A 25,629-nucleotide genomic window follows, 5' to 3' on the forward strand; every position below is an offset into this window, starting at 1 on the left:
TTTCATTATTGCGCAAATCTTTACAAACAAAGGCCTGCTGTGTCATTATTTTCCAATAGACCTATTTTTTGTAAACCTTTATTCCTAAAAGCTTGTTGTTTCAGAGAAGATACCATGCAAATAAACATTAATCAAAGAACAATTGGTCTGAATTTTAAAGACGGCGTTGCCGGGCTTTGGGTTTGGGCGCCTAAAGCAGAAGCAGTTAACCTTAAGGTTCCATCCAAAAGCCTTACCTTGCCACTGGAAGAAAAGGATTTGGGTTATTGGACGCTTTCCACAAACGCAGTTACGGAAGGAGATGATTATATGATAGAACTTTTTGGCAATGAAACTAAAGAATCTGAAATTTTCCCCGACCCGGCATCTCTTTTTCAACCGGATGGCGTTCAAGGAAAATCAAAAGCATATAACCAGCAAACCTACAAATGGCAGCATCTAAACTGGAAAGGAATACCTTTAACAGACTACATTATTTATGAATTGCATGTTGGCACTTTTAGCACCAGCGGCGATTTTAAAGGTCTGGAAGATAAATTAGATCATTTAGTTGATTTGGGCGTAACCGCAATTGAACTGATGCCCCTGGCACAGTTCTCCGGAGAACGAAATTGGGGTTATGATGGCGTATTTCCTTTCGCAGTTCAAAACAGTTATGGCGGCCCCGATGGTTTAAAACAATTGGTTGATGCCTGTCACGCAAAAGGAATTGCCGTGATTTTGGATGTGGTGTATAACCATTTCGGCCCGGAAGGAAATCATGCACCTAACTTTGGCTTTTATTTTACAGATAAATACAAAACGCCCTGGGGTTCTGCAGTAAATTTCGATGATGCATGGAGTGATGGAGTAAGAGATTTTTTTATAGAGAACGTATTAATGTGGTTTCGCGATTTCCACATTGATGCCTTGCGGCTGGATGCGGTACATGCCATCAAAGATTTCGGTCCGAAACACATTCTGGCCACCATTAGTGAACACGTAGCACGGTTTTCCGCACAATCTGGAAAAGCACATTACCTGCTCGCCGAACTCGACCTTAACGATAAGCGCTTCATTAATCCGGTAGAAAAAGATGGTTATGGCATGCATGGGCAATGGGTTGATGAATTTCACCATGCACTAAGGGTTGCCGCCGGGCAAAAGCCAATTGGTTATTATTCAGATTTTAATGGTATCGAAGATTTAGCAAAAGCCTACAACGATGCTTATGTGTATACGGGCGCCTATTCTCCTCACCGCAAGAAAAAATTTGGCGTTCCAAATGATAATCCTGGAGAGCAATTTATCATATTTTCTCAAAACCACGACCAGGTAGGCAACCGCATGCTTGGAGAGAGAAGCAGCCAGTTAATTGGTTTTGACTTAGCTAAGGTATTGGCCGGAGCAGTCTTTTGTGCTCCTTTTCTTCCATTAATATTTATGGGAGAAGAATGGGCGAGCGAAAAACCCTTTCAGTATTTCGTTAGCCATACAAACCCCGAACTAAATGAAGCCGTTCGAAAAGGCAGAAAAGAAGAGTTTAAAGATTTCCACCATCCGGAAGAACTGCCCGACCCAGCCGCTGAGGAAACCTTTATGAACTCTAAATTGGATTGGGAAAACCTGCCAAAAGAAAAACACCGGCAGATGTTAAACTATTATAAAGCGCTTATCGCCTTAAAAAAATCAAACCCTGCCTTAGGTTTAAATCGTAAAAATACGCTGGCAAAGGCTTATACCGATAAAAACCTGCTAACACTTCATAGAGAAACTGCCGGGCAACATGCAGTCTGTATATTAAATTTTTCAGAGGCTAACCACGATCTTGGCTTTCTATCCAATCTGCAAGGCTTTAGCCTTGCGTTAAACTCCGCATCCATCCAATACGGAGGTTCATTACCAATGGTTAATGCGCTAACAATTCCTAAAATTATTCAAGCACAATCGATATTAATTTTTATAAAATAAATGATCATCCCTGCATCTACTTACCGTATTCAGTTCCACAAAGAATTTACTTTTAAAGATTTTGAAGAAATTCTCCCGTACCTACATAAACTTGGTGTCGATACCATATACGCCTCCCCTATTTTCAAAGCTTTTCCAGGTTCAACACATGGTTATGATGTAATTTGCCCCTTGGAAATCAATCCAGAAATCGGGACAGAGAAAGAACTTTTAGATTTATCAGCCAGGCTTAAAAAACTAAAAATGAATTGGATACAGGATATTGTACCCAATCACATGGCCTTTCATCCAAACAACAGCTGGCTGATGGATGTGCTTAAAAATGGTCAGAAAAGTATTTATTCAAGCTATTTCGATATTGATTTTAAATCAGGAGATGGCAAAATAATGGTGCCTTTTTTAGGTAAATCACTTCAGGAGGCCATCGAAGATAAATCCATACAAATTAAAACCCGTGATAAAGATTTCTATATCGCAAGTGGTGATGATTATTGGCCGGTGAACATGGCTACCGCAAGAGCCTTATCCAAATCAAACCTGACAACGATAAACACCTCTGCAGAATCAATTCTAAGGATTGCCGAAAGCCAGCATTATCGGCTTTGTAACTGGCAGGAAACCAATGAACGCATTAATTACAGACGATTTTTTACCGTAAACAGTTTAATCTGTCTCAATATTCAGCATCCGGATGTTTTTGAGCATTACCATCGCTACATTCTTGCGCTTTGCAAACAATGCGTATTTCAAGGACTAAGGATTGACCACATTGATGGGCTTTTTGATGTAGAAGCTTACCTGAAAAGATTGCGTACAGAGGTTGGCAAAGATGCCTATATCGTTGTAGAAAAAATCCTGGAGTTAGGCGAAGAATTACCAGAAACCTGGCCTGTGGCCGGCACAACAGGCTATGAATTTCTGGCGCAGTTAAATAATTTATTTACCAATCGCGATGCAGAGAAAACCCTTGATGATACTTATGCAAAATTTACCGGAAAGCAGCATGTACCAGAAGTGTTAATGGAGGAAAAGAAGAGGGCAATTTTAACAAAAAGCATGCAGGGTGAACTGGAAAACCTTTGTAAACTATTTTACGATTTAAACCTTGATGAAGGTTTATCATTTGACCGCGATGCATTTAAAGCCGCTATAGCAGAAATGCTGATTGCAATGCCTGTATATCGCTATTATGCTTATGATTTTCCGATGGAAGGTGAAAACCTTGAGCAATTGAAATCATTAATAGCAGGTTTGAAAGCGACTAAAGAACATGCAAATGCTGCCGATATCCTTAACGAAGTATTTATTACCCGACCATCAACTTCAGATAAAAAGATTAACCAGCATCTTAGCGCATTTTATCAGCGCTGCATGCAATTTAGTGGCCCGCTAATGGCTAAAGGTGTTGAAGATACCTTGATGTTTACTTACAATCGTTTCACCGGACATAATGAAGTTGGAGATTCTCCCCTTCATTTCGGTACAGACGTTGCCGCTTTTCATAAACTAATGCAGCAGCGGCTGAAAACATGGCCGCATAGCCAAAGCGCAAGCACAACTCACGATACAAAAAGAGGGGAAGATTTCAGAGCAAGATTGAATGTGCTTAGCGATGTTCCGAAAGCCTGGTCTGCTTTTGTAATGGATTTAAAAACAGTCATGGAGCAAGATAAAAAAAGCTTCCCAACCTTAACCACTGTCCACCCAAACGACCTTTACTTATTAATTCAAACGCTTGTTGGCGCTTTACCTTATGAAGATTTTGAAGCTGAAACTTTCGCTTCAAGAATGGATGCATTTTTAGAAAAAGCAGTTCGCGAGGCAAAAAAGAGATCAGACTGGGCTTCGCCTGATGAAGAATACGAACAAGCTTTGCAAGCATTAAGCAAAGCAATGCTCGACCCTGAAAATACAATCTACAGCAAAATCAGAGCATTTATTAAAGAGATTCAGGATTATGCCATTCTGAACAGTTTAGCGCAGCTTTTAATCAAATGCACCGCTCCAGGTGTTCCCGATTTTTACCAGGGCAGCGAATGCTGGGATTTATCACTGGTCGATCCGGATAATCGCCGCCCTGTAGATTATGAAAGCAGAATTTCAGTATTCGAATCGATAAACGAAACAATGCCAATAGCATCACTATGGGCAGAAAGAGCAACCGGAAAAGCAAAAATCGGACTTTCCTCACGCTTATTAAACATCAGGAAAAAGTATCCGAAGGTATTTAGCCAGGGCGATTACATCCCCTTAAAAACTACCGGAAAATATGCTGCACAGCTTTTTGCTTTTGCCCGCAAATGGAAAAATAACTGGATAATAACTGCAGTACCATTAGGCCTCGCGAAACTAGCTGAAACTTCAGAATTTAAGGCAGAAGATTTCGATTGGAGCGATACACAAATCATTTTACCCGCTGGTGCACCACTTGGCTGGACAGATTTATTAAATGGCACAGATGGCCACAAAGATATTTTAAATGAAGGCATTTTAGCTGCGCAATTATTTAAGAAATTGCCGTTGGCGATGCTTAATTTGGTTGATAGACAACCGGCAAGAGCAGCCGGTGTATTGTTACACATCAGCTCGCTGAATACGGATTTTGGTATCGGTGATATGGGCAGCTCCGCCCGCGATTTTGTTGATTTCCTGCAGAAGGCTAAACAATGCTACTGGCAAATTTTACCTTTAAATCCAACTAAGTCTGCAAACGGAAATTCGCCTTATTCCAGTGCATCGGCAATGGCGGGTAATGTGTTGCTAATAAACCCTAGTATGCTTGGTGAAGCAGGATTATTAAGCAAGGAAGATTTGGAGGCAGCGAAGATATCCAGAGCAGGTGATGTTGATTTTGATGGTTCAGAAAAAACGAAATCAGCTTTGCTAAAAAAAGCTTTTAAGGCATTTGATAAGGCGGCAAACAGCGATTTGAAAATTGAATTTAAAACTTTTTTGAAGGAAGAACATCATTGGTTGCCCGACTATGCATTATATGCGGCAATTAAGAATCACCAGCAAGGACAAGAATGGATTAACTGGGAGCATGATTATAAGTTTAAAGACAAAGCAGCTTTAACAAAATTTAAAAAAGATTATGCAAAAGAAATAGAGGAAATCTGTTGGCAGCAATTTATCTTTTACAAGCAATGGCTGGAGCTAAAATCTTACGCAAACGAAAAGGGCATACACATTATTGGAGATTTACCTTTTTATGTTGATGAAGATTCGGTTGAGGTATGGACAAACCCGCAACATTTTTTGTTGGATAATGATTTGAACAAATTGCAGATGGCAGGCGTTCCACCTGATTATTTTAATGCTTCGGGGCAACTTTGGGGCATGCCGATATTTGATTGGGCAGCATTAAAAAAAGACAACTACCAATGGTGGGTAAACCGCCTGAAACAAAACCTAAAACTTTACGACCTATTAAGATTAGATCATTTTAGAGCTTTTGCAGCCTATTGGCAGGTTCCGGCTGGCTCAAAAGATGCAACTAGTGGCGAATGGGTTAAAGGTCCGGGGACTGCCTTTTTCGAAATATTAGAAAAAGAACTTGGCGAACTTCCTTTTATTGCAGAAGATTTAGGGGAAAGCGCACCAGAGGTGGAAGCACTTATGGATGATTTTAATTTACCGGGTATGAAGGTTTTACAATTTGCCTTTAGCGAACAACTTCCATCATCTCCACACGCACCCCATAATTTTAGTTCGTCAAATACCATTGTGTATTCTGGTACGCACGACAATAACACGGTTAAAGGCTGGTTTGATAAAGAGGCTGATGAAAATATGCACAACCGAATATCTGATTATACTGGAATTAAAGTATCTGAAAGCAATATAAATCAGGTGATGATTAGGTTGTGTTATAGTTCTGTTGCCAAACTGGCGATTTTGCCTATTCAGGATATTTTAGCGCTCGATGAAAAAGCCCGTATGAATGTACCCGGAACAGGAACTGGAAATTGGGACTGGCGTTTACAACAAAACGCCTTAAACGAATCAATTAGTAAAGCTTTGGCATTGGAAGCGGAGCGTTACGGAAGAGTTTAACCCGACAAAGGCTAAATTGGTTCGGTTCTGACTTATTTCTAAGTCAAAACTGAACAAAACTGCCTCGAAGATGTTATCATGAAATATTAATTTTAAATGAAGAAAACTATATATGTACTCGAAGATAATGAAGACATCTTGGAGGTAATCAGCGAAACTTTGAAATCTGAGGGCCATGATGTAAACGGCTACACCAATACGGTAAGTTTTAAAACAGCTATTAGGGAAACAAAACCCGACTTATGCCTGATTGATGTGGTGCTACCAGATGGCCACGGCATTAATATTTGCGAAGAAATAAAGTTAGACCGGACGATGAAAAACCTACCGGTAATTTTATTAACAGCTAATGCAGAGATTGGAAAAATGAAGTTGCGCAGCAGAGCGGATGATTTTATTGCAAAACCTTTCGATTTATCTGATTTGATAAAAAGAGTTAATGCACAACTTCAAAGCAACTAAAAATAATTTCCTAAAACCTATTCCAATATCCTTCTCTTCGATTTTCACAAAGCCAGCAGAAGGATATTGGGAAATAAAATTTTATTTAGGAAGGCTAAAGTGAAATACGGAGCCTTTTGATACTTCACTATCTACACCAATTTCCCCGCCATGGCGGCTGATGATTTCTGCGCAAAGATATAGTCCAACACCAAATCCTCTAAAGCCTTTATGGGCACTATCGGTGCGATAAAAACGCCTGAATACATGCGGCATTTCTTCTTTCTTAATTCCTACGCCAAAATCGCGAACACTGGTTACAATTTTACCATCTTTATGTGTAACAGATACTTCAATTTTAGGTGAGCGAGGGGCATACTTTACTGCATTTACGAAAAGGTTTGTTAATACCTGAGCAATTTTTTCCCTGTCGGCAATAACATGATGGCTTTCTCTGTGCTCAAAACTAAACTCATGTTCTGGTGAAGTAGATTGTACATCGCCAATGGTTTCTTTAATCAGCGCTGTCATGTCAAACGATTCAGGATTTAACCTTAACATACCTTCATCAAGTTTACTTACGTCAAGTAAGTCATCAACCAGTTTAGCCATTTTAGTTACCTGATACCTTGCCCGTTCAGCTGCATGAACGAGTGCTGGCTCGTTTAATTTAACTGATTTCATGCCAATAATTTGTGCATAACCGGAAAGCGCTGTTAAAGGGGTTTTCAGCTCGTGGGTTGCAACCGCAATAAAATCTCGCATACGTTGCTCATTATGTAAGCGTACCCGATGTATTTTAATTTGCGCCCTAACTTTGCTTAATAACTCCTGACCAGAAAATGGCTTAACCAAATAATCATCAGCGCCTGCTTCCAAACCATCAATTCTAGCCTCCTGACCAGCCCTTGCAGATAGAAAAATCAGTGGAATCCAATGTTTTTCTTCCTTTTCTCTCAGTTTCTTTAATAAGCCTTTGCCATCCAATACCGGCATCATAATATCGCTTAATATTAAATCCGGAGTAATGTGTTTTAACTGTTCCAAAGCATCAGCGCCATTGGTTGCAGTATAAATAGCATATTCCTGTGCTAGAAGACGTTGCAAATAATCACGCATATCTGCGTTATCATCAACAATAAGAACTTTAGCATCTGCAGTGTTCACTTTTAGTTCCGTATCTACATGTTGGGTTTCAGTAGATTTTGTATCTGCATCTACTAGCCCGGAAGCTTCCTGTAAAAACGATTCACGAAGCCCGATGTTGCTTGCCTGGTAATTCTTTTCCTTTACTTGCTCTGCCGGCAAATGGGCATAACCCAATGGGATATTCAAAGTAAATACAGAGCCCTTACCTAAAGTACTCTCCACAGAAATTGAGCCTCCGTGAAGCCCTACCAATTCGCTCACTAGAGATAGCCCAATACCGGTACCTTCATGCGTTCTTCCTGCAGAATTTTCTACACGATGAAAGCGCTCAAACATGTGTGGAAGTTCTGATTCCGGAATACCAACACCTGTATCCTCAATGCTCAAAATTAGCTTTGCGCCATCAGATTTGAGTTTTAAGGTAATTCCCCCTTCAAGTGTATATTTAAATGCATTTGAAAGCAAATTGAGCACAATTTTTTCCCACATCTGCAAATCAACGTAGGCTTTTATAGGTTCATTACCACTTTCTACCACAAGGTACATATCGGCTTTTTCGATAATGGAGCGAAAACTACTCGCTAAATCAGTAGTTAAGGCAACAATATCAATAGGCTGGTAAGCGGCTTTTATACGTCCGGCTTCTACCCTGCTAAAATCTAGCAGATTGTTAACGAGTTTCAAAAGCCTCATCGCATTGCGATGTGTAGCATTCAGTGTTTCTTTAACCTGTTCATCAGCTGTAATCGGATGTGCCAGCAAATCTTCTAATGGTCCGAGCATCAGTGTTAAAGGTGTACGGAATTCGTGACTAACATTGCTAAAAAAGGCAGTTTTTGATTTATCGATTGCCGCTAATGCTTCGGCTCTTTTTTGTTCTTGCTCGTATGTGTACACGTTTGATACTGCAGTGCTGAAGGTATTGCCAAGCATGGTATAAAAGCCCAAATACTCTTCATCCATTGCCCGCCTAGAACTTACACCTGCAATAACAAAAGCTGCAGGCTTATCTTTCCCGGAAATAAATACGGGCAAAATTACAGCTGAATGAGGTGCTTCGGGGTAAGGTTCGCAAGTAAAATCTCCGAATCTTTCATTTAAATTTTCGAGCACTACAGGTAAATTAATATCAGATGATAACGGCCAAATGCCCTTTGCATCAACATTAACTTTTATATTATTATTTTCAAGTGCCGATGCATTCGCCAATCCGGCACTACTTATCAGCCTTGCTGTTTCACCATCAGCATCAACAGAATAAAAAAGTAAAAAGGGTAAATCAGCTGTAAATTCATGGTGTTTCTCGCTAACCAGCCTGCCAATTTCTTCTACACTTTTTGCTTTAGCAATTAGTGTTGCCACATCACGGAGCACCTGCGTTCTTCTGGCGCTTAGCATTTTATCTGTAGTTTCTGTTATGGGATGAAAAATCCCACCAACATTGCCCGATTCATCGCGTATTGGCGCAAAAGAAAAAGTCATAAATGCCTCTTCAAGATAGCCATAACGATATAAGAACATTTGCTGATCTTTTATATACGTGCCTTCACCTTGCTGGCCGCGGGTAAATTTATCTCCAACAACCTCAAGCGCCGATTCCCAGCAAATACGGAAATTCATGCCCATAGATTGCGGATGCATTGCACCACAGATAGGGCGGTAGGCGTCATTATAAATTTGGATCGTTTCTGGCCCCCATGCAATAAGAATTGGAAAAGTAGAAGAAAGACAAAGACTTACTGAAGTACGCAAGCTTTGCGGCCAATTTTCAATCGGGCCTAACGGATTTTTTGACCAATCCATTGACCGAATGAGTGCACCCATTTCACCTCCACCCGATAAGAATTGCTCGCTCGCTAAATCCTTTTGATCCATTCTTTTATAAATTATTTAACGGATAAAGATAAGACAAAAGCAGCATAAACATCAAGCCAGATGAATTAGCCTAACAAACCGATAACAATTTGATTTTCAGTAATTAATACGCAAAAAACAACTTATTAAAATTATAATGATAAACAAATTAAGAATGTTACAAATAATTACTGCTCTTCGTAGTGATAAGTAAGTCCACCATCTACAAAATAAGTAGAGCCGGTTACGTAAGCAGCATCATCAGAAGCTAAAAAAGCAACCACACCTGCAACATCTTCTACTGTACCCATTCTACGCATTGGAATGTTTTGGGTAACTCGTTCTAATTGTTCTTTATTATTAAGTAAATCTTTATTAATTGGTGTAGAAACCGCTCCCGGTGCCACATTATTTATCCTGATGTTAAATGGAGCAAGCTCTGTTGCTAAATTTCTGGTTAACATTTTTAGCCCGCCTTTACTGGCACAATACGCTGCAAAATGTGGAAAAACGATTTCCTCGTGTACCGAACTCATGTTAATCACTACACCACCTACACTATTTTTGCGGCAATGTTTAACAAAAGACTGGATGCTGAAAAATACGCCTTTCAAATTCGTATCCATTACAAGGTCGTAATCATCTTCGGTTACCTCCCAAAAATCAGCACGCTTTTCTACACCTGCATTGTTAACCAAAATATCTAACTTACCATATTGCTTAACAGCCTTTTCTATTAAATGACTGGCCTCGTAAGCCTGGCTTAAATCAGCAACCAGAAAAGTTGCTTTTTGGCCTAATGCTTCAATTTCTTTAATTAATTTTTCGCCCCTTTCATCAAACTTGTGGCCATTTAAAATGACATCACAACCTTCTTTTGCTAATCTTAACGCACAGGCTGCACCAATCCCCTGACTGCTACCCGTAACCAACGCTACTTTACCTTTAAATCGATTCATATTATCTTTCTTATTAAAAGATAAATGCAATTAGGCCTATTATGTTTGAAAAAGTTTAGATTAATGATTTTGCCATCTATTCCAATCAAATAGCTGTATATTGATAAAAAAATATCGTAAATATCTCAGCTTAAAACCTGCTACTTCCAAACGGAATGGATTAAAATAAACCTTTAAGGAACTGTTATGTTAGTGATTTAAGGTTAAGTTTGAAAATACAATGCATTAATTGCAAAGTTTAAAAGATGCTACATCTTAAAACCAGATATTAATTCTTTAACTGATTATTTTTAAATTATAAATAAAATATACAATTATGAGTTTAACATTAGAACAGGCAGAACGCATTTCAAATGCGGCTAAAATGAAAGCTAAAGAAATTGGCGTTCCAATGAACATTGCAATTATTGATGAAGGTGCAAACCTTAAAGCCTTCCATCGCATGGATAATGCATGGTTAGGATCAATAGATATTGCCATCAAAAAGGCAAAAACTGCTCGTTTTTTTGATATGAATTCTGGCGAAATCGGTAAACTATCGCAACCGGGGCAACCACTGTACAACATTGAACATTCTAATGGCGGACTAATCTCTTTTCCCGGTGGTGTTTTGTTAAAGCAAGGCGATGGTATAGTTGGTGCAATAGGTGTTTCTGGCGGAAACGTAGAGCAAGATCATGAAGTTGCTGAAGCTGGAGCAGCGGCCCTTTAATTAACGAATACTCATATTGCAATAATGATGGTTTCCAATAACAAATGTGTTGTTGTTGGAAACCAATTGCGCTATTTTAGGTTAAGATTTTAAAGCAAAGCAGATGCAAAAACCATCTTACCTAAATTTTGACATTAAAAAATACGGTTGGAAACCTGATATTGATTATCGAAAAGAACCGGAACTTTATCGCGTAGGTAAAGGCGAGCAAGGCGTATTAATTTGCGAGCCCTATAAATCAGAAATCGGAGCTTACTGGCGTTTTAAAAATCCACAAATTGCCACGGATAGTGCCAACAAAATATTCAGCTTATTTGAAGATTATTTAAAGGCAAATGATTTTGTTGGAATGGATATGGCCAGAAAGTATTTACAAATGGGTTATACAAGGGCACGGCGATACGCTAACTACAAAAGTGGCCGAAAGTATGACGCGACCAAAAATTATGCACTTCTGGAGCGTGGAACCGGAACAGAAGAAAAAGCAAAATCAGCAGAAATCTTTTATGCGGTTTGGAAAAAAGCCGAAGCAAATCACCAATACACGATTCTAAAAAAAGAATGGAAGAAAAAATTTGGCTGAATAAATCTATATTGAAAAATATTTTAAGCAAATTTCACAAGAAGTGATATAAAAATACTTTCCTGTAATAACGCATTTTTACTTTTAACTTTCAACTTTTTACTTTTTACTTTCAACTTTTTACTTTCAACTTTCAACTTTCAACTTTCAACTTTTAACTTTAAGCTGTTTCCTAATCTGCTTTACTTTAGCAAAAAAAGCAATACTTTCCTTATCCACTAAAAAATACATCGTACTAATAAGTTCTTCCTTTATCCATTGGTGTTTACAAGTAAAATTTGCCAGAATATTTAAACAATGAGATTTAACAGCTACCGGGATTTTATCATCAATTAACCAGGCAAAAACAGTTTCAACAATACTGTCAGTTGAATAATCTGCTATCATTAACTTGATTTCAGCCGATGCTTTTTTCCCGGTCATAAAAGCTAAAATTTTAACATAATGCCTTAATGCCGAATGGTTACTTTGCTTAGGAAGATGCTCTAAAAAATAATCCGCGTAAGGTAGGAACTGCTTCTGATGATTTGAATAAACACGCTCTAAAATCCAGGCAGCCCTAAAACCGATTTGTTCGTCTTGATGCAAACTGGTGTCGATTAATTGCTTACATGAAAAAGTTTCATCAGATGCTAATGAAGCTAAATGCTCAACTTCGATTTTGCCAATAGGTTTCTGTAAAATGTCTATTAAAAATTGCATGAGCTATAAAATTAAAAAAAACCAACTGATTTACCATCAGCTGAAGCAGACCGCAATAAATGAAAAACTGTTTAAACACGTGTTATAAATCGACGTTGCCATTCATTACCGTTGGTTTCAACCAACGGATAAAAAACAAATACCAATAGGCTTTAGCCACAGTAATACTTTGAGGTTGAAATTTGCTATAAGCATTATCTCTTGTTAAATAAACCTGATTGAACGAAAATACTTTTGATTAAACCTATAAGGTTTTGAAAACCTTATAGGTTTGAAAAAGATTATAGTGAAAGCGGGACTGTTTGAGCCATAAAACACTGAAAGCTCGTTTCCAAATTTTAAATCCATCAGCTGAAGCAGACAGCATTGAAATGAAAAACTGTTTAACACAGCATAAATCGACGTTGCCAATCATTACCGTTGGTTTAAACCAAAGGATAAAAGGAAATGCAATTGGGCTTTTAGTCAAAATTATTAATCCTACTCCTTTTACCATCTATCTTTTTACCCTCAACCTTTTTGCCTATCTTTGCGGCTTATTTCTATTTAATATGATTTCAGTTTCTAATTTATCGTTACGATACGGCAAACGCACACTATTTGAAGATGTTAACATTAAATTTACCCAAGGCAATTGCTATGGCGTAATTGGTGCTAATGGCGCAGGTAAGTCTACTTTCTTGAAAATTCTATCGGGAGAAGTTAGCCAAACCTCTGGTAGCGTTGCTTTTACTCCGGGCGAAAGAATGGCGGTTTTAAAACAAAACCACTATGAATTTGATGAGTTTTCGGTATTAGAAACCGTTATGATTGGCCATAAAGAACTTTATGCCATTATGAAAGAGAAAGATGCCATTTACATGAAAGAAGATTTTACCGAAAAGGATGGCGAAAGAGCCGGAGAATTGGAAAATATTTTTGCTGAAATGGATGGTTGGAACATGGAAAGCAACGCTGCAACCATGTTAAGCAACTTAGGTATTACCGAAGATAACCATACCAAATTGTTAAAAGAGCTTGATAATACACAAAAAGTACGTGTATTATTGGCGCAGGCCTTATTTGGTAATCCTGATATTTTGTTACTGGATGAGCCTACCAACGATTTGGATATTGAAACAATTGCCTGGTTGGAGAATTTCCTGGCTGATTACCAAAATATCGTGTTGGTGGTTTCTCACGACAGGCACTTTTTAGACGCGGTTTGTACACACATTGTGGATATTGATTTTGCGAAAATGAGTACTTACACCGGTAATTACACCTTCTGGTATGAATCTAGTCAGTTAGCGTTAAAACAACGTAGCGACCAGAACAAGAAAATGGAAGATAAAGTGAAGGAATTGCAGGAATTTATCCGCAGGTTTAGTGCAAATGCATCAAAATCAAAGCAGGCAACTTCACGTAAAAAAGCTTTAGATAAAATCGACATCACGGAGATTAAAGCATCGAGCCGTAAATACCCGGCCATTATTTTCAACAATACAGGTAGAGAAGCTGGCGACCAGATATTGCAGGTAGAAAATCTCGGCAAATCTGGAAATGATGGTATTTTATTCGACAAGGTTACGTTCATGGTAAATAAGGGCGATAAAATTGCCATATTATCTCAAAATAGTTTAGCTACCGCAGCATTTTACGATGTATTAACAGGTAGAACTCCTGCCGATAAAGGCGAATTTAAATGGGGTGTTACCATTAGCATAGCTGATATTCCGAATGATAACTCTGAATATTTTGCAGGCAAAGATGAGAACCTGGTTGATTGGTTGCGTGAATACTCAGGAACAGATGCTGATGAGCAATTTGTGCGTAGCTTTTTAGGCAGAATGTTATTCTCGGGCGAAGAGGTTTTGAAAAATGTAAAGGTACTTTCTGGTGGAGAAAAAATGCGTTGCATGTTCTCGAGAATGATGCTACAACAAGCTAATCTTTTAATGTTTGATGAGCCAACCAATCACCTTGATTTGGAATCTATCGAGGCACTAAACAATGGGATGAAAGATTTTAAAGGAACAATTTTGTTTACTTCACGAGATCACCAGTTAACTGAAACGGTTGCCAATCGTATTATCGAGATTACACCAAAAGGTACAATTGATAAATTAATGACTTACGATGAATTCATCAACAGCGCTGAGGTTGCCAAACTTCGTGAAGAAATGTATGCTTAAGCTTAAGTAAAATATATTTTGAAAAGCGTTTTGATATTCCATCAAAACGCTTTTTCTTTATAGAACGAAATCTAAATAAATGAAAACGCTCGCTCTCATTCTTTTAATGTTCATCGGTTTTTCTGCATTTGCTCAAAAAAACGATTCTACACGTGTTCGAAAAAGCTTTAATAGCTATGGCTTATTGGAGAAAGCAGTAGAATCAAAATCTAAACCACATGTAAGAAATGGTTCTGCCGAGGTATTTTATAATGATAACCTTATCGCAACTGGTTTATATAAAGATAACGAGCGGTTTGGAAGATGGCGATTCTTTAAATATAAAACCGACACAATTGCACAGATTTATAATTACAGCTCAAAAAAGATTGAATTTAACCTTCCTGATAACACCCAAAATTTCTTCGTTGATTCATTAAAGCAGGGCGATAAATTGATTTTGCCGGTTAAAATTGGAAGCATGATTGATATTTATAAGTATTTGGCAATGAAATCAAAAATACCACAAGAACTGGCCAAAGACAATGTAAAATATAACCTTCTTTATATTATCTATATTAACAAGCAAGGAAAAATAACTAAACTGGAAACAGAGTATTTATTAAACACATCAAACAAAACCTTTGAAATTACTGATAAATCAAACGCTTATCTCGACTTTGATTTTGTACCGGCAATTTTGAACGGCAAAGCTGTAGAGAGCCAAATGATGTTAAAAGGTACTGCAAGTTTATCGTCAACGATATCTCATTAGCAATAAAATAAATAATGAAAACGCTTGCTCTCTTTCTTTTAACACTTGTTGGATTTTCTGCCTTTGCTCAAAAAAGCGATTCTACACGTATGAGTTACAGAATTATTCGTGCAGGCATGATTGAGCACTCTACTGAATTAAAATCTAAACCACACATTAAAAATGGTGAATCAGAAATTAAGTTAGGCAGGAATGTTGTTGCAAGAGGGCTGTATAAAAATGGTGAGCGTTTTGGCAGATGGACTTTCTACAAGGCGCCAGATTCAATTGAACAGGTATATAATTACTCAACAAAAAAACTTGAGCGAAATTCAGCATTTGCTAATATAAGCTGTGAGATAGATTCTGCCAAAGTTGGTGACCGAATCATTAAAGCAACAAAAATAGGTGGGTTTTACAGCGGATTGCGCCTTTTGATTAAACTCTTCTCCCCTTCCAAAGAATTTAAGTCGTATGCAGGAATACATCCGGTTTATTTAATTTTTCACATCAATGAAAATGGTAAACTTATTAAGTACGAAACTGAAACCGGTATAGCGAATTTAAAGCGTTCAGAAATAATTCCGCTAACGAAACTAAAACCCGAAGACTTTGATTTTACACCAGCTTACTTAAATGGAAAGGCAGTTTCGTGTAAATTAATTTTTGAATCTAAACTAACTGTAGAATAAAACTTAACGAAAACAATTTTTTTTGTAGCGTTTTTTTAATACGCTTCGTTTAATCAGAAAAAGCGTTAATGGCCATTAACCAATTTTATTAAAAATTGATTTAGAACATTAAAATGAAAACTACTCTGAAAAACTTTAGCACAACTACAAAAATTATACTCTCTCTTCTTGCCGTTACTTTATTTTTTTCAGCCTGTAAAAAAAACTGGGAAAATACTGATTCTGTAACAGTTGCAGGTATTGGCTTCGTTCATGCTTCACCTGGAACTGGCCCGTTAGATTTTATCGTTGGCGGCCAAAGAGCCAACAATGTCGATTTTACCTTTGGGAAAGATTTAGGTTATTATGGAGCTTACCCTGGTAGCCGTTTGTTTGGAATTGCAAAGAAAGACACTTTGAAATATCTTTCTACACTTGATGTTACCTTAAAACCAGGTATTTTTTATTCAGCATTTGTGGTAGATGTATTACCCGCACCTAAAATTCTGGTTTTTGAAGATGATTTAAAAGCCCCTGAAACTGATAAAGCAAAAATTCGTTTTATAAATTTAAGTCCGGATGCGCCAGCTTTAGATTTAGCTGTGCAAGGTAAAGATGCCGCTCTTTTTACCGCTAAAGCTTATAAAGAATCAACAGCTTTTATCTCTATCGACCCATCAGATAATTACACTTTCCAGATTAAAGAAGGCGGTAATGTTACAGCAACATTACCGGCAACAAAAATCGAAAAAGGTAAAATTTACACTTTGTGGGCAAAAGGTTTAAAAAGCAAAACAGATAGCACCAAATTTAATCTTGCAATATTAAGTCATAAATAACACCTACATATGAAAGGAAAATTAACATCATCCATTATTTTGGATGGTGTTATTTTCTTTAATTTAGTGATGATATTAAAATTAATCTCCAATAAGTTCTTAAAGGGTTGATAAAAAAAATACTCGATGTAGAGAAAATTATAAAAGGCTGCAAAAAGAACGACAATGCCGCTAAAGAAATGATGTATAAATCATTTTATGGGTATTTAATGGGCATTATTTTACGATATGTAAAGAACAGTTACGATGGTGAAGAGCTTGTAAATGACTGCTTTATAAAGATTTTCAAAAATATTAACAGCTATCAGCCACCTGCAAACAAAGCAGAGCTTCAAAAAACATTTAAAGGTTGGCTTGCCCGCATAGCATCAAGAACGGCGATAGATAAACTCAGAACGTTAAAAAACCAAAGTTACCTTGATGATATTACTGAAGAAGAACATCCGTCAAATCATGCTTCGGTTACGTCTGATTTGAACGTGCAGGATATATTAAAATTATTGAATGAATTACCCGATACACACCGACTTGTTTTCAACTTATATGAAATTGAAGGCTTTGCACATGATGAAATTTCGAAAATGATGAGCATCCCCGAAAGTTCGAGCAGGGTTTATTTAACACGAGCCAAGAATAAGCTGCGTGTATTATACACAAACACTTTGGTTAATTCGTACGAGAGAAATGGATAAGGAATTAATTGATCATATAAAAGATAGCCTTTCGGCGCACGAAGAAGCCTACACGCCCGGCGCTTGGGAGCGCTTTAGCGTGCAGGAAGAAAAAAAACGCAGGCGTTTCGTACTCTGGCCACTTTGGTCGGCGGCTGCTGTGCTAATGGTTTTTGGAGGGTTATTTTTCTTAAATAATAACACTGAAAAGAATGATCAGATAGCGATTAAAAAGCCTTTGCTTAAAAAGGAATTGGGTATTGATACAATTACAACAACATTAACAAATCCTGAAACACAAAATAATTTATCAGCTAATGTTCAAAAACCTAATAAGAGTTTAGATGTAGCGGAAAAACTTAAAAATAATACACTAAGCCTTCCTACTGCAGTGAATCCCAAAGCCGATGTTTATGGTCAAAGTAATCTGTTAGCTAATCCGGAAAGTAACATTAACACAGATTTAGCTACAATTATCAAGCAAAATGAAAATCCGCTATTAAAGCCAAATACAAGTTTCAGCATTGCAAATAATGACAATAAAAAGGCGGCGCTGATTATTGAGCAAAAGAAGCCTGCTCAAAGCAGATTAACTTTCGAAGATATTCTGGCTCGTGATAGTTACGCAAATAATCAGCTTAAAAACAACAAAACCAAAAGTGCTGCTAATAGCAAATGGGAACCTGGCATTTACGTTGCACCGGCAATGGGAAATGACAATAAAGTAAATATGAATTACGGTTTTTCACTATCCTACAATGTAGCCGATAAATTATCTATAAGCTCAGGCATTGCGTACACCGCATTAAGTAGTACAAGCAACCCATCCAACAGTGGCAATAACAATATGAGTTTTGATGCAGTTTCAAGTCCGATGTTGAGTGCTAAAGGTTCATCTACATTGAACACTTCAAAAAGTTTAGAATCTGTTAATGCAAATGTGAATGGTATAAATATTCCGCTTGAATTAAAGTACAGCATCAGTAAAAAGTTTTACACTGGCGTTGGTGTATCTGCACTTGCAATTTTAAATAACAGACAGGATAAAAATTATTTGGTAAGTAGCGCACAAAACACAACAGTTGCCAATAGTATTGGCGGTTATGCTGAGCAAAAAATGCTTTTGGTTACCGAACGAATTTCAGAACCGCAGGCAGAAGCGACCACCGCTGCCGGCAAATACATCGGTTTTTATAATTTCTCAATAGGTTACAAACAAAAAATATCGGGTAAAAAGAATTTTGCAGTAGAACCATTTTTAAGGCTACCGATGAAAACATTTTCGAACGATAATTTAAACCTAACCAATGGTGGTGTAAGGTTGAAGTTAGATTTTTAGAGTTTTGCTGCAATATCCTTTATGCTGGCTCTTTTTTTATAATCCTTGTCAAATTGAACAAACTTTATTTTGCCACTTTTATCAATAATGTAAGTTGCGGGTACAGGTAATACGGCATTAAGTGCACCATTGTTCTTCGCGACATCAATTCCGTAGGTTTTATATTTCGAAACCAGGCTTTCTTCCATCACAAAATCTACTTTGTAGGCTTTCATAATTTTATAATCTCTATCTGAAAGAAGCGAAAAAGAAGCGTTTGTTTTGCCTTTGGTTTTTGCTATAGATTCATTTGTTTCTGGCGTTACACCGAGCACATAAGCACCTTTTTCGCTCAACTTACTTAGCGAATCTTGTAAATCCTTTATATGTTTATTACAATATGGACACCATTGGCCGCGGTAGAAAAATAAAACCACGCTCTTGTTTTGCTTAAGCAGCTGTTTGAGGTTAATTTCTTTGCCCTCACTATTTTTTGCAATAAATTCAGGCGCTTTGTCGCCAACTTTTAAACCTGTTTGCGCATACAAAGTACTTGTTAACAGTACTAACACCGAAAATATTAAACTTTTCATATTCTTATAATTAGGTATAAATATAGCTTAATATTATCTGCTTATTTGACATTAAAATTTGGCGCAAATAATTATTAGAAAAGCAATAACAGTAGTTCTTTTGCGGCATCAGTCCCGCCTTTTGCTGCCTGCCTACCGCATGCGAGGAGAAACGACGTGGCAATCTTTACCATTAAAAACCAAAAAGTATTTTCGCGTCAGTCGGGTTTAAAATAGTTAGGTTAACCTAAGTAAATTAAACCCGACAGCAGCGAACACGGAGTGTAACGAAGTAAAGCGAATGGCGGGACTATCGGAACCGATAATCTACAGAACCTTGCTTTTCAAGGTAAATACTTTATACTGGAGTCTATCAAAGCAAAGGAAGATTAGAAACCGAATGAATACGCTGCCCTGATTCCAAATGAGCCAGATGATGCTGACCGAACAAAAGTTTCGTAACGAATACCTACATCTAGATTTGATTTTTTTGAAATAGAAAAGGAAGTACCTAATGTAGGCGCATAGATAAATCCGGTTTTGGTAGATGAATCTACAGAAAATGCAGCGCCAACTTCTCCGGCACCATAGAAATTACCTCCGAAATAATATTTAGCGCCAATTTTTACGGGTATCGAGCCCCAATTAGTTGGATAGCCATAAGTTTTCATGAACGCTTTAGTGCCATCGGTGTAAGTTGTACGCAGATATCCGGCAGAAGCTGTTAAATTTAATGATTTGGCAACAGGTTGCTCGAATTGGATGGAACCGCCTACAGAATATTGATTAGAATTCTTTCTGTCTGGCGTTGCAAATTCGGCACCTACACTAATTTTACGAACAGCACCTTCTGTTTGCGCTGAGGCATAGAATCCAAAACTTAAAATAACGGCTAATACTAAAAATGCTTTTTTCATGTGTCTGAGTTGTTAATGATTAAATAGTTAATAAACGAATGTGCACAAGAAAAACAGAACAGCGAAACCATTAGTTCTTAATTAACCTATTTTAACATAAATGCCCATAAAACGCAAAAGAGCCCCATAATTGGGACTCTTTTGTTTAACATATTTTAACCACTTGGCATTTGCCAAGCTATATTCTAGTGTCCTGAATGACCGTCAGCACCGTGAGCGTGACCATGAGCCAACTCATCTTGTGTTGCTTCGCGAACGCTTAAAATAGTACCCGCAAACATTAAGTTTTTACCAGCCATAGGGTGGTTTAAATCTACCGCAACGGTTTCATCATGCACAGCAGTAACACCAGCTCTGAATTGGTTACCATTGTTATCTTGTAATGGAATTACATCACCAACGCTTGGCACTTCGCCACCTGCCTCGGTAAACATTGCTTTAGGCAAATCTGCAAAAGCACCTGGATCTAGTTCTCCGTAACCGTCAGCAGCAGATAATTCGAAGCTATATTCGCTACCGGTAGTTAAACCAGTTAAATGCTCTTCGAACTTTGGCAACATCATGCCAACGCCATATAAAAATACTAAAGGATTTTGTTCATCAGCTTTTTCTACAAAAACCTGCTGTCCTTCTTCGTTAGTAGTATGCAATTCGTAAGTTAATGATACTACTGAGTTTGGTGCTATATTCATTTAAATTGTTTTATTGTATGTTTAAAAGGCTTATTTAACAGCTTTAACTGCAAATCAGCACGTATTATTTGCAAATAATTATTAAAACTTATTATGGCCTTTTTAAATAATGCGTGGCAAAGATAAGTTAATTATTATGCTAACAAAAATGTTGGCTTATTTGTTCAGAGAACATAACAATAAAATGAAAATGTAGTAAAAAGCTACCATTCTACAACCGATAACCCAGCCCGGCAGACAACACCTGATTTCTATCAGTGATGTAATCAGAGCCTATGCTTCTGATATTCATTAAGCCCAAACCGTAGCCAACATTTAAGGTTAAGTGCTTTGAAAATTCTATTCCGGTTACAAAATTTAATCCATAATCTGCTCGTTTGTTATCCTCACCAAACCTGGTTTTTACCTTAAACTCCTGCCCTGGTGTATTGGTTAAATTGGTTTGCCCATCAAAAGCAACTGCAAAATACGGACCGGCACCCAATAATATTTTATGGGCTCCAAAAGGAAATTTGTGTACAAGGTTTACCGGAACTTCGACGTAAAAAGTTTTAACTTTAGTTTTATTACCGAAAAATTCATTCTGACCACCTTTACCGATTACCATAGCGCCTGTTTGTAAATAAAGTGCTTTGGAAAGTGATATATCTACCGTGCCGCCAATATAGAAAGCGCTAGACATGTTGTAATCTACTGCATTAGGTGCATCTTGTAAATCCATAGATTGACTACTGGAAATACTCGGAAACGTAATACCGGCTTTAAGTGTTGGTACAACCTGGCTTTTTGCGGCACAGAAACTCAGCATGGCAGTAGCCATTGCAATAAATTGTTTTTTCATGAGGCGTTAATTAAATAGATAAGCAATTTAAGGTATCTGAGTTAAAATAAGATGAAGCTGATGTAAATAATCACGGTAAAATTTAAGCCAAATGCTCTAAGGCTTCATTAACGGTTTTAACCGGTAATTGGCAAACCTTATTCCGGCAAACATAGATCCTAGTTTCGTTACGCTCTTTACCTTTCAGTAAGGGTAAGTTGCTTTCCACTCCGCCCAAAATAATTTTATTTGGGATATAATGATTACTCAATTCTAATTTAATTATATCGGTTTCTAAGCCTGTTATTGCAATCTCGTTTGTTCCATAAACTTCATTTAAAAGTTGAATGGCCCAATTAGAATAGGCCGAACCGTAGGTTTTGATTTTGGCATGCACGCCCGATAGCATATCTGCAGCCTTAACGCTGTAGGTTTCACTATCGAATATTAAACCTAATTTTTTCAAATTCTGGCTCATGGTAGAATTTGAAGCCGGTATAACATTATCCATAACCTCATGTTTACGGGCTATTAAACCTTCTGCCTGTGCAGAAGTATAGAAAAACATTGGCGAGTCTGCATCAGTAAAATTATCCAAAACGTAATTGGTTAAAAGCTTAGCATCATTTAGCCATTTTTCATCAAAATCATATTCGTAGAGCGCAATCAATGCCTCAATAAAAAATGCATAATCATCTAAAAAAGCAGTTATAGATGCCTTACCATTTTTATAGTTTCTGAATAAACCGCCGTCTTCAGTTTTTAAATGTGTTAATATATAATTCGCAGAGGCTGATGCTTTTTCATAATAATGTGAGTAATTAAATATCTGAGCCGCATCAGCCAGCGCTTTAATCATCATACCGTTCCAGGCCGTCAGGCATTTATCATCTAAACCCGGTTTAACTCTTTTATTTCTGACGTTTAATAATATCTTCCTGGCAAGGCTAACTTTTTGGTTCAAAATTTCGGTATTGATACCGTATTTCGAAATCAAATCATCATCGTTTAATGTTTTCCTTAAAATATTGGTTTGCTCCTCTTCCCAATTACCTTCTGTTGTGATGTTGTAGTAATCGCCTATCAATGGAGCATCTTCGCCTAATAAATTATCAAATTCCGATTTCTCCCAAACGTAAAATTCACCTTCAATACCTTCACTGTCGGCATCTAAAGCAGAATAATATAAACCTTCGGGCGAAGTCATTTCGTTAAAAACCCAATCGATACTTTCTACGGCAATTTGTTTAAAAGAATTAAATTTTGTGCATTGGTAAGCCTCTGCATATAAACTGATTAGCTGTGCATTATCGTAAAGCATTTTCTCGAAATGGGGTACATGCCATTTATCATCAACAGAATATCGTGCAAAACCCCCACCTATCTGGTCGTAAATACCGCCTCTACTCATCTCTTCCAACGTGTGGCAAACCGATGTAAAAACAGATTCATCATCTTTAAGAAAACCGTATCTTAACAGAAAAACCCAGTTATTTGGCAATGGGAATTTTGGCGCACGGTTATATCCGCCGAAGGCGATATCAAAATGGCGTTTCCAGGGTTCGATGATTGCTGTTAAATGCTCATCAGTATAAATTTCTTCTATATTTGAAGGAATTATTTTTTCGCTATCGCGGATGCCTGATGTTAATCGCTCTGCGTATTGAACAGCTTTATCAGGTTCATTTGCCCATAAGCCGGCAACATTTTCAAGAATGTTTATCCAATCGTTTTTTCTAAAATACGTTCCGCCGTAAATTGGTCGCTGGTCGGGAAGGCAAATACAATTTAAAGGCCAGCCGCCGCTTCCTGTCATTAACTGTATGGCATACATATAAATCTGGTCGATGTCTGGTCGCTCTTCTCTATCTACTTTTATACAAACAAAATGCTGATTCATTACCTCTGCAACCTCATGGTTTTCAAAACTTTCGCGTTCCATAACGTGGCACCAGTGGCAGGCCGAATAACCAATACTTACTAAAATCAGTTTATTTTCTGCCTTTGCTTTTTCTAACGCTTCGGTACCCCATTCGTACCAATTTACAGGGTTATGTGCATGTTGCAAAAGGTATGGCGATGAAGCGTGAATGAGGTTATTGGGCATATTTTCCATAGTTGTAAAGGTAAAAGGTTTAAAGCGTAAGGCAAAAGTTAATCGATATTTCCTATTTCAGCCAAAACCCTATACCTTTAAGCCTCTACCTTAAACCTTTTTACCATGAAAATCACACATACCGAAATATACCGCTTTAGTATCCCGATGGAACCCTTCGTAATTGCAACAGGAACTATGCACTTTGCCCAGAATGTTTTAATCCGCATTTACACGGATAGCGGCATACATGGCATTGGAGAGTGCTCGGCCTTTCCGATGATTGTTGGCGAAACGCAGGAAACCTGCATTGCAATGGCGAAGGATTTTGCTTTGATTTTGAAGGATAAAAATCCATTGGAAATTCCGGAGCGTATGAATGATTTGTTAGCCTATGCCGACCATAATAGCACGATAAAAAGCGCATTTGATATGGCGCTGTTTGATATTTCTGCTAAACATGCTGGATTACCGCTCTACAAATTTTTAGGTGGAACAAAACGCATTATTGAAACTGATATGACCATTGGCATTGATACCCCTGAAGGTATGGCCAATACAGCTTTAAAACACAAAAGTAAAGGTTGTACAATTCTAAAGATTAAATTAGGCAAGAAAGTTAGTGATGATATTGAACGCGTTAAACAAATTCGCGAAGCAGTGGGCGATGAAATAACATTACGCTTAGATGCTAATCAGGGTTGGACATTCGACGAAGCTTTATTTGCCCTGGGAGAATTGGCACAATACAATATTGAATTTTGTGAGCAACCCATGAGAACCTGGTACGATGATAAGCTGCCTGAACTGAATGTAAACTCACCTATAAAATTGATGGCTGATGAAAGTTGCTACAATTATCACGATGCGAGGAAATTAATCAACAGCCAATCAACCAGTTATTTAAATATTAAGTTCTCAAAATCTGGAGGCATATTAGGCGCACAAAAAATACACGAAGAAGCCTTACAAACCGGAGTTAAATGTATGATTGGCAGTATGCTCGAAAGCCGGATTGCTTTGAGTGCAAATTTGCACTTCGCATTAGCCAGTCCGAATGTTGTATTTTTTGATTTAGATACTGCTTTACTCGGCCATTTGGTCGACCCTGTTGTAGATGGTTTAACATACAACGGATACTTTCTAGACGTGCCGGAAACGCCGGGAATTGGTGCAGAAGCCGATGAATTTTTCTTAGAGAAATGTGAAAGTTGGACAGTTTAACCCCTAGCCCACTAAAGGGGGAATGACAAGCGAGGTGGAAAGACAAAGTGAAAAAATAAGATTTTTGTCGTTATAACAATCGCTATAACCGCTTTGCTATAAGGCATAGGAAGTGTTGGTAGAATAGGCAGTTGAAAATTTTGCAGAAACTTTAATACCACGAATAACCAAAACTTTAATTTTCGACTAGGATATTCAACAACATTTCCACCTGTCCCGAGCATTCGGGAAGCCTTGGGTTTATACCTTCTTGTTGTAGTTTTTATTTGTAGGTATGCTTTCGCTGCGCTCAGGTTGGTTACCTTTTTATCAAGAAAAAGGTAAAAGCCCTTCGGCGGCCAGCCAGCGAAGCAGAAAATAAATTGATATCTAATAAATCCTCCCCCTGCCCTCCCGAATAGTCGGGATAGACTCTCCAAAGGGGGATAGCGAGCGCCGAAATAACTTTAATAAAAATAATACTTTCGCTATAGCCTACCTGATATCCGGCATAGGAA

Annotated in this window: 20 protein-coding genes; 12 read left to right on the forward strand and 8 right to left on the reverse strand. The window is 37.7% G+C overall.

Annotated features, from left to right (window positions below; translation table 11 throughout):
• Positions 1-114 precede the first annotated feature (114 nt).
• From treZ to LUA86_RS17315, 3 genes are all read left to right on the forward strand, one after another.
• Positions 115-1,950, forward strand: a complete 1,836-nt coding sequence (treZ, locus tag LUA86_RS17305) for a malto-oligosyltrehalose trehalohydrolase (protein WP_231465123.1) — start codon at positions 115-117, stop codon at positions 1,948-1,950.
• On the forward strand, positions 1,951-6,006 hold the full coding sequence (treY, locus tag LUA86_RS17310; RefSeq protein ID WP_231465124.1) for a malto-oligosyltrehalose synthase: 4,056 nt from the start codon (positions 1,951-1,953) through the stop codon (positions 6,004-6,006).
• A 96-nt stretch (positions 6,007-6,102) separates the two neighbouring features.
• Positions 6,103-6,468: a response regulator transcription factor gene (locus LUA86_RS17315; RefSeq protein WP_231465126.1), complete on the forward strand. Its 366-nt coding sequence runs from the start codon at positions 6,103-6,105 to the stop codon at positions 6,466-6,468.
• An 81-nt stretch (positions 6,469-6,549) separates the two neighbouring features.
• Here the strand turns inward: LUA86_RS17315 and LUA86_RS17320 are convergent, their stop codons facing one another.
• Both LUA86_RS17320 and LUA86_RS17325 read right to left on the reverse strand, forming a co-directional pair.
• The gene (locus LUA86_RS17320) at positions 6,550-9,471 is read right to left on the reverse strand and encodes a cell wall metabolism sensor histidine kinase WalK (RefSeq protein ID WP_231465128.1); all 2,922 of its coding nucleotides are present in this window, start codon (positions 9,469-9,471) and stop codon (positions 6,550-6,552) included.
• A 167-nt stretch (positions 9,472-9,638) separates the two neighbouring features.
• Positions 9,639-10,409, reverse strand: a complete 771-nt coding sequence (locus LUA86_RS17325) for an SDR family NAD(P)-dependent oxidoreductase (RefSeq protein ID WP_231465130.1) — start codon at positions 10,407-10,409, stop codon at positions 9,639-9,641.
• A 316-nt stretch (positions 10,410-10,725) separates the two neighbouring features.
• On the opposite strand from LUA86_RS17325, the gene LUA86_RS17330 reads away from it, so the two are divergent.
• Both LUA86_RS17330 and LUA86_RS17335 read left to right on the forward strand, forming a co-directional pair.
• The gene (locus LUA86_RS17330) at positions 10,726-11,121 is read left to right on the forward strand and encodes a heme-binding protein (protein ID WP_231465132.1); all 396 of its coding nucleotides are present in this window, start codon (positions 10,726-10,728) and stop codon (positions 11,119-11,121) included.
• A gap of 103 nt (positions 11,122-11,224) precedes the next feature.
• Entirely contained in the window at positions 11,225-11,704 is a 480-nt protein-coding gene (locus LUA86_RS17335; RefSeq protein ID WP_231465134.1) for a DUF4385 domain-containing protein, read from the forward strand.
• A gap of 147 nt (positions 11,705-11,851) precedes the next feature.
• Here the strand turns inward: LUA86_RS17335 and LUA86_RS17340 are convergent, their stop codons facing one another.
• Positions 11,852-12,406, reverse strand: coding sequence for a hypothetical protein (locus tag LUA86_RS17340; RefSeq protein ID WP_231465136.1), 555 nt, complete (start codon positions 12,404-12,406; stop codon positions 11,852-11,854).
• A 551-nt stretch (positions 12,407-12,957) separates the two neighbouring features.
• Here LUA86_RS17340 and LUA86_RS17345 point away from each other — a divergent pair.
• The 6 genes from LUA86_RS17345 to LUA86_RS17370 all read left to right on the forward strand — a co-directional run bounded on the left by LUA86_RS17345 (position 12,958) and on the right by LUA86_RS17370 (position 18,833).
• On the forward strand, positions 12,958-14,580 hold the full coding sequence (locus LUA86_RS17345) for an ABC-F family ATP-binding cassette domain-containing protein (protein ID WP_231465315.1): 1,623 nt from the start codon (positions 12,958-12,960) through the stop codon (positions 14,578-14,580).
• 79 nt (positions 14,581-14,659) lie between these two features.
• Entirely contained in the window at positions 14,660-15,334 is a 675-nt protein-coding gene (locus LUA86_RS17350; RefSeq protein WP_231465138.1) for a hypothetical protein, read from the forward strand.
• 14 nt (positions 15,335-15,348) lie between these two features.
• A complete protein-coding gene (locus tag LUA86_RS17355; protein WP_231465140.1) occupies positions 15,349-16,005 on the forward strand; it encodes a hypothetical protein in 657 nt (218 codons plus the stop codon).
• Between the two features lie 113 nt (positions 16,006-16,118).
• Positions 16,119-16,823, forward strand: a complete 705-nt coding sequence (locus LUA86_RS17360) for a DUF4397 domain-containing protein (RefSeq protein WP_231465142.1) — start codon at positions 16,119-16,121, stop codon at positions 16,821-16,823.
• A gap of 107 nt (positions 16,824-16,930) precedes the next feature.
• A complete protein-coding gene (locus tag LUA86_RS17365) occupies positions 16,931-17,515 on the forward strand; it encodes an RNA polymerase sigma factor (protein ID WP_231465144.1) in 585 nt (194 codons plus the stop codon).
• Complete coding sequence (locus tag LUA86_RS17370) at positions 17,508-18,833, forward strand: hypothetical protein (protein ID WP_231465146.1); 1,326 nt, start codon at positions 17,508-17,510, stop codon at positions 18,831-18,833. The genes LUA86_RS17365 and LUA86_RS17370 overlap by 8 nt, the downstream gene beginning before the upstream one ends.
• Here LUA86_RS17370 and LUA86_RS17375 read toward each other — a convergent pair.
• The 5 genes from LUA86_RS17375 to LUA86_RS17395 all read right to left on the reverse strand — a co-directional run bounded on the left by LUA86_RS17375 (position 18,830) and on the right by LUA86_RS17395 (position 23,920).
• The gene (locus LUA86_RS17375; RefSeq protein WP_231465148.1) at positions 18,830-19,405 is read right to left on the reverse strand and encodes a peroxiredoxin family protein; all 576 of its coding nucleotides are present in this window, start codon (positions 19,403-19,405) and stop codon (positions 18,830-18,832) included. The genes LUA86_RS17370 and LUA86_RS17375 overlap by 4 nt on opposite strands.
• A gap of 368 nt (positions 19,406-19,773) precedes the next feature.
• Positions 19,774-20,301, reverse strand: coding sequence for a hypothetical protein (locus LUA86_RS17380; protein ID WP_231465150.1), 528 nt, complete (start codon positions 20,299-20,301; stop codon positions 19,774-19,776).
• A gap of 185 nt (positions 20,302-20,486) precedes the next feature.
• Positions 20,487-20,993, reverse strand: a complete 507-nt coding sequence (locus LUA86_RS17385; protein ID WP_231465152.1) for a peptidylprolyl isomerase — start codon at positions 20,991-20,993, stop codon at positions 20,487-20,489.
• Between the two features lie 211 nt (positions 20,994-21,204).
• Complete coding sequence (locus LUA86_RS17390) at positions 21,205-21,834, reverse strand: porin family protein (RefSeq protein WP_231465154.1); 630 nt, start codon at positions 21,832-21,834, stop codon at positions 21,205-21,207.
• 82 nt (positions 21,835-21,916) lie between these two features.
• A complete protein-coding gene (locus LUA86_RS17395; RefSeq protein WP_370634392.1) occupies positions 21,917-23,920 on the reverse strand; it encodes a thioredoxin domain-containing protein in 2,004 nt (667 codons plus the stop codon).
• Positions 23,921-24,034: 114 nt separating this feature from the next.
• Between LUA86_RS17395 and LUA86_RS17400 the strand changes: the two genes are divergently transcribed.
• The gene (locus LUA86_RS17400; RefSeq protein WP_231465158.1) at positions 24,035-25,132 is read left to right on the forward strand and encodes a mandelate racemase/muconate lactonizing enzyme family protein; all 1,098 of its coding nucleotides are present in this window, start codon (positions 24,035-24,037) and stop codon (positions 25,130-25,132) included.
• Positions 25,133-25,629 lie beyond the last annotated feature (497 nt).

The sequence above is a fragment of the Pedobacter sp. Leaf132 genome (genome assembly GCF_920984695.1).
In the GTDB taxonomy this organism is placed as follows: domain Bacteria; phylum Bacteroidota; class Bacteroidia; order Sphingobacteriales; family Sphingobacteriaceae; genus Pedobacter.

Coding starts and splice junctions, on each gene's coding strand:
- treZ (WP_231465123.1), top strand. CDS start 115: ATGCAAATAAACATTAATCAAAGAACAATTGGTCTGAATTTTAAAGAC.
- treY (WP_231465124.1), top strand. CDS start 1,951: ATGATCATCCCTGCATCTACTTACCGTATTCAGTTCCACAAAGAATTT.
- LUA86_RS17315 (WP_231465126.1), top strand. CDS start 6,103: ATGAAGAAAACTATATATGTACTCGAAGATAATGAAGACATCTTGGAG.
- LUA86_RS17320 (WP_231465128.1), bottom strand. CDS start 9,471: ATGGATCAAAAGGATTTAGCGAGCGAGCAATTCTTATCGGGTGGAGGT.
- LUA86_RS17325 (WP_231465130.1), bottom strand. CDS start 10,409: ATGAATCGATTTAAAGGTAAAGTAGCGTTGGTTACGGGTAGCAGTCAG.
- LUA86_RS17330 (WP_231465132.1), top strand. CDS start 10,726: ATGAGTTTAACATTAGAACAGGCAGAACGCATTTCAAATGCGGCTAAA.
- LUA86_RS17335 (WP_231465134.1), top strand. CDS start 11,225: ATGCAAAAACCATCTTACCTAAATTTTGACATTAAAAAATACGGTTGG.
- LUA86_RS17340 (WP_231465136.1), bottom strand. CDS start 12,406: ATGCAATTTTTAATAGACATTTTACAGAAACCTATTGGCAAAATCGAA.
- LUA86_RS17345 (WP_231465315.1), top strand. CDS start 12,958: ATGATTTCAGTTTCTAATTTATCGTTACGATACGGCAAACGCACACTA.
- LUA86_RS17350 (WP_231465138.1), top strand. CDS start 14,660: ATGAAAACGCTCGCTCTCATTCTTTTAATGTTCATCGGTTTTTCTGCA.
- LUA86_RS17355 (WP_231465140.1), top strand. CDS start 15,349: ATGAAAACGCTTGCTCTCTTTCTTTTAACACTTGTTGGATTTTCTGCC.
- LUA86_RS17360 (WP_231465142.1), top strand. CDS start 16,119: ATGAAAACTACTCTGAAAAACTTTAGCACAACTACAAAAATTATACTC.
- LUA86_RS17370 (WP_231465146.1), top strand. CDS start 17,508: ATGGATAAGGAATTAATTGATCATATAAAAGATAGCCTTTCGGCGCAC.
- LUA86_RS17375 (WP_231465148.1), bottom strand. CDS start 19,405: ATGAAAAGTTTAATATTTTCGGTGTTAGTACTGTTAACAAGTACTTTG.
- LUA86_RS17380 (WP_231465150.1), bottom strand. CDS start 20,301: ATGAAAAAAGCATTTTTAGTATTAGCCGTTATTTTAAGTTTTGGATTC.
- LUA86_RS17385 (WP_231465152.1), bottom strand. CDS start 20,993: ATGAATATAGCACCAAACTCAGTAGTATCATTAACTTACGAATTGCAT.
- LUA86_RS17390 (WP_231465154.1), bottom strand. CDS start 21,834: ATGAAAAAACAATTTATTGCAATGGCTACTGCCATGCTGAGTTTCTGT.
- LUA86_RS17395 (WP_370634392.1), bottom strand. CDS start 23,920: ATGCCCAATAACCTCATTCACGCTTCATCGCCATACCTTTTGCAACAT.
- LUA86_RS17400 (WP_231465158.1), top strand. CDS start 24,035: ATGAAAATCACACATACCGAAATATACCGCTTTAGTATCCCGATGGAA.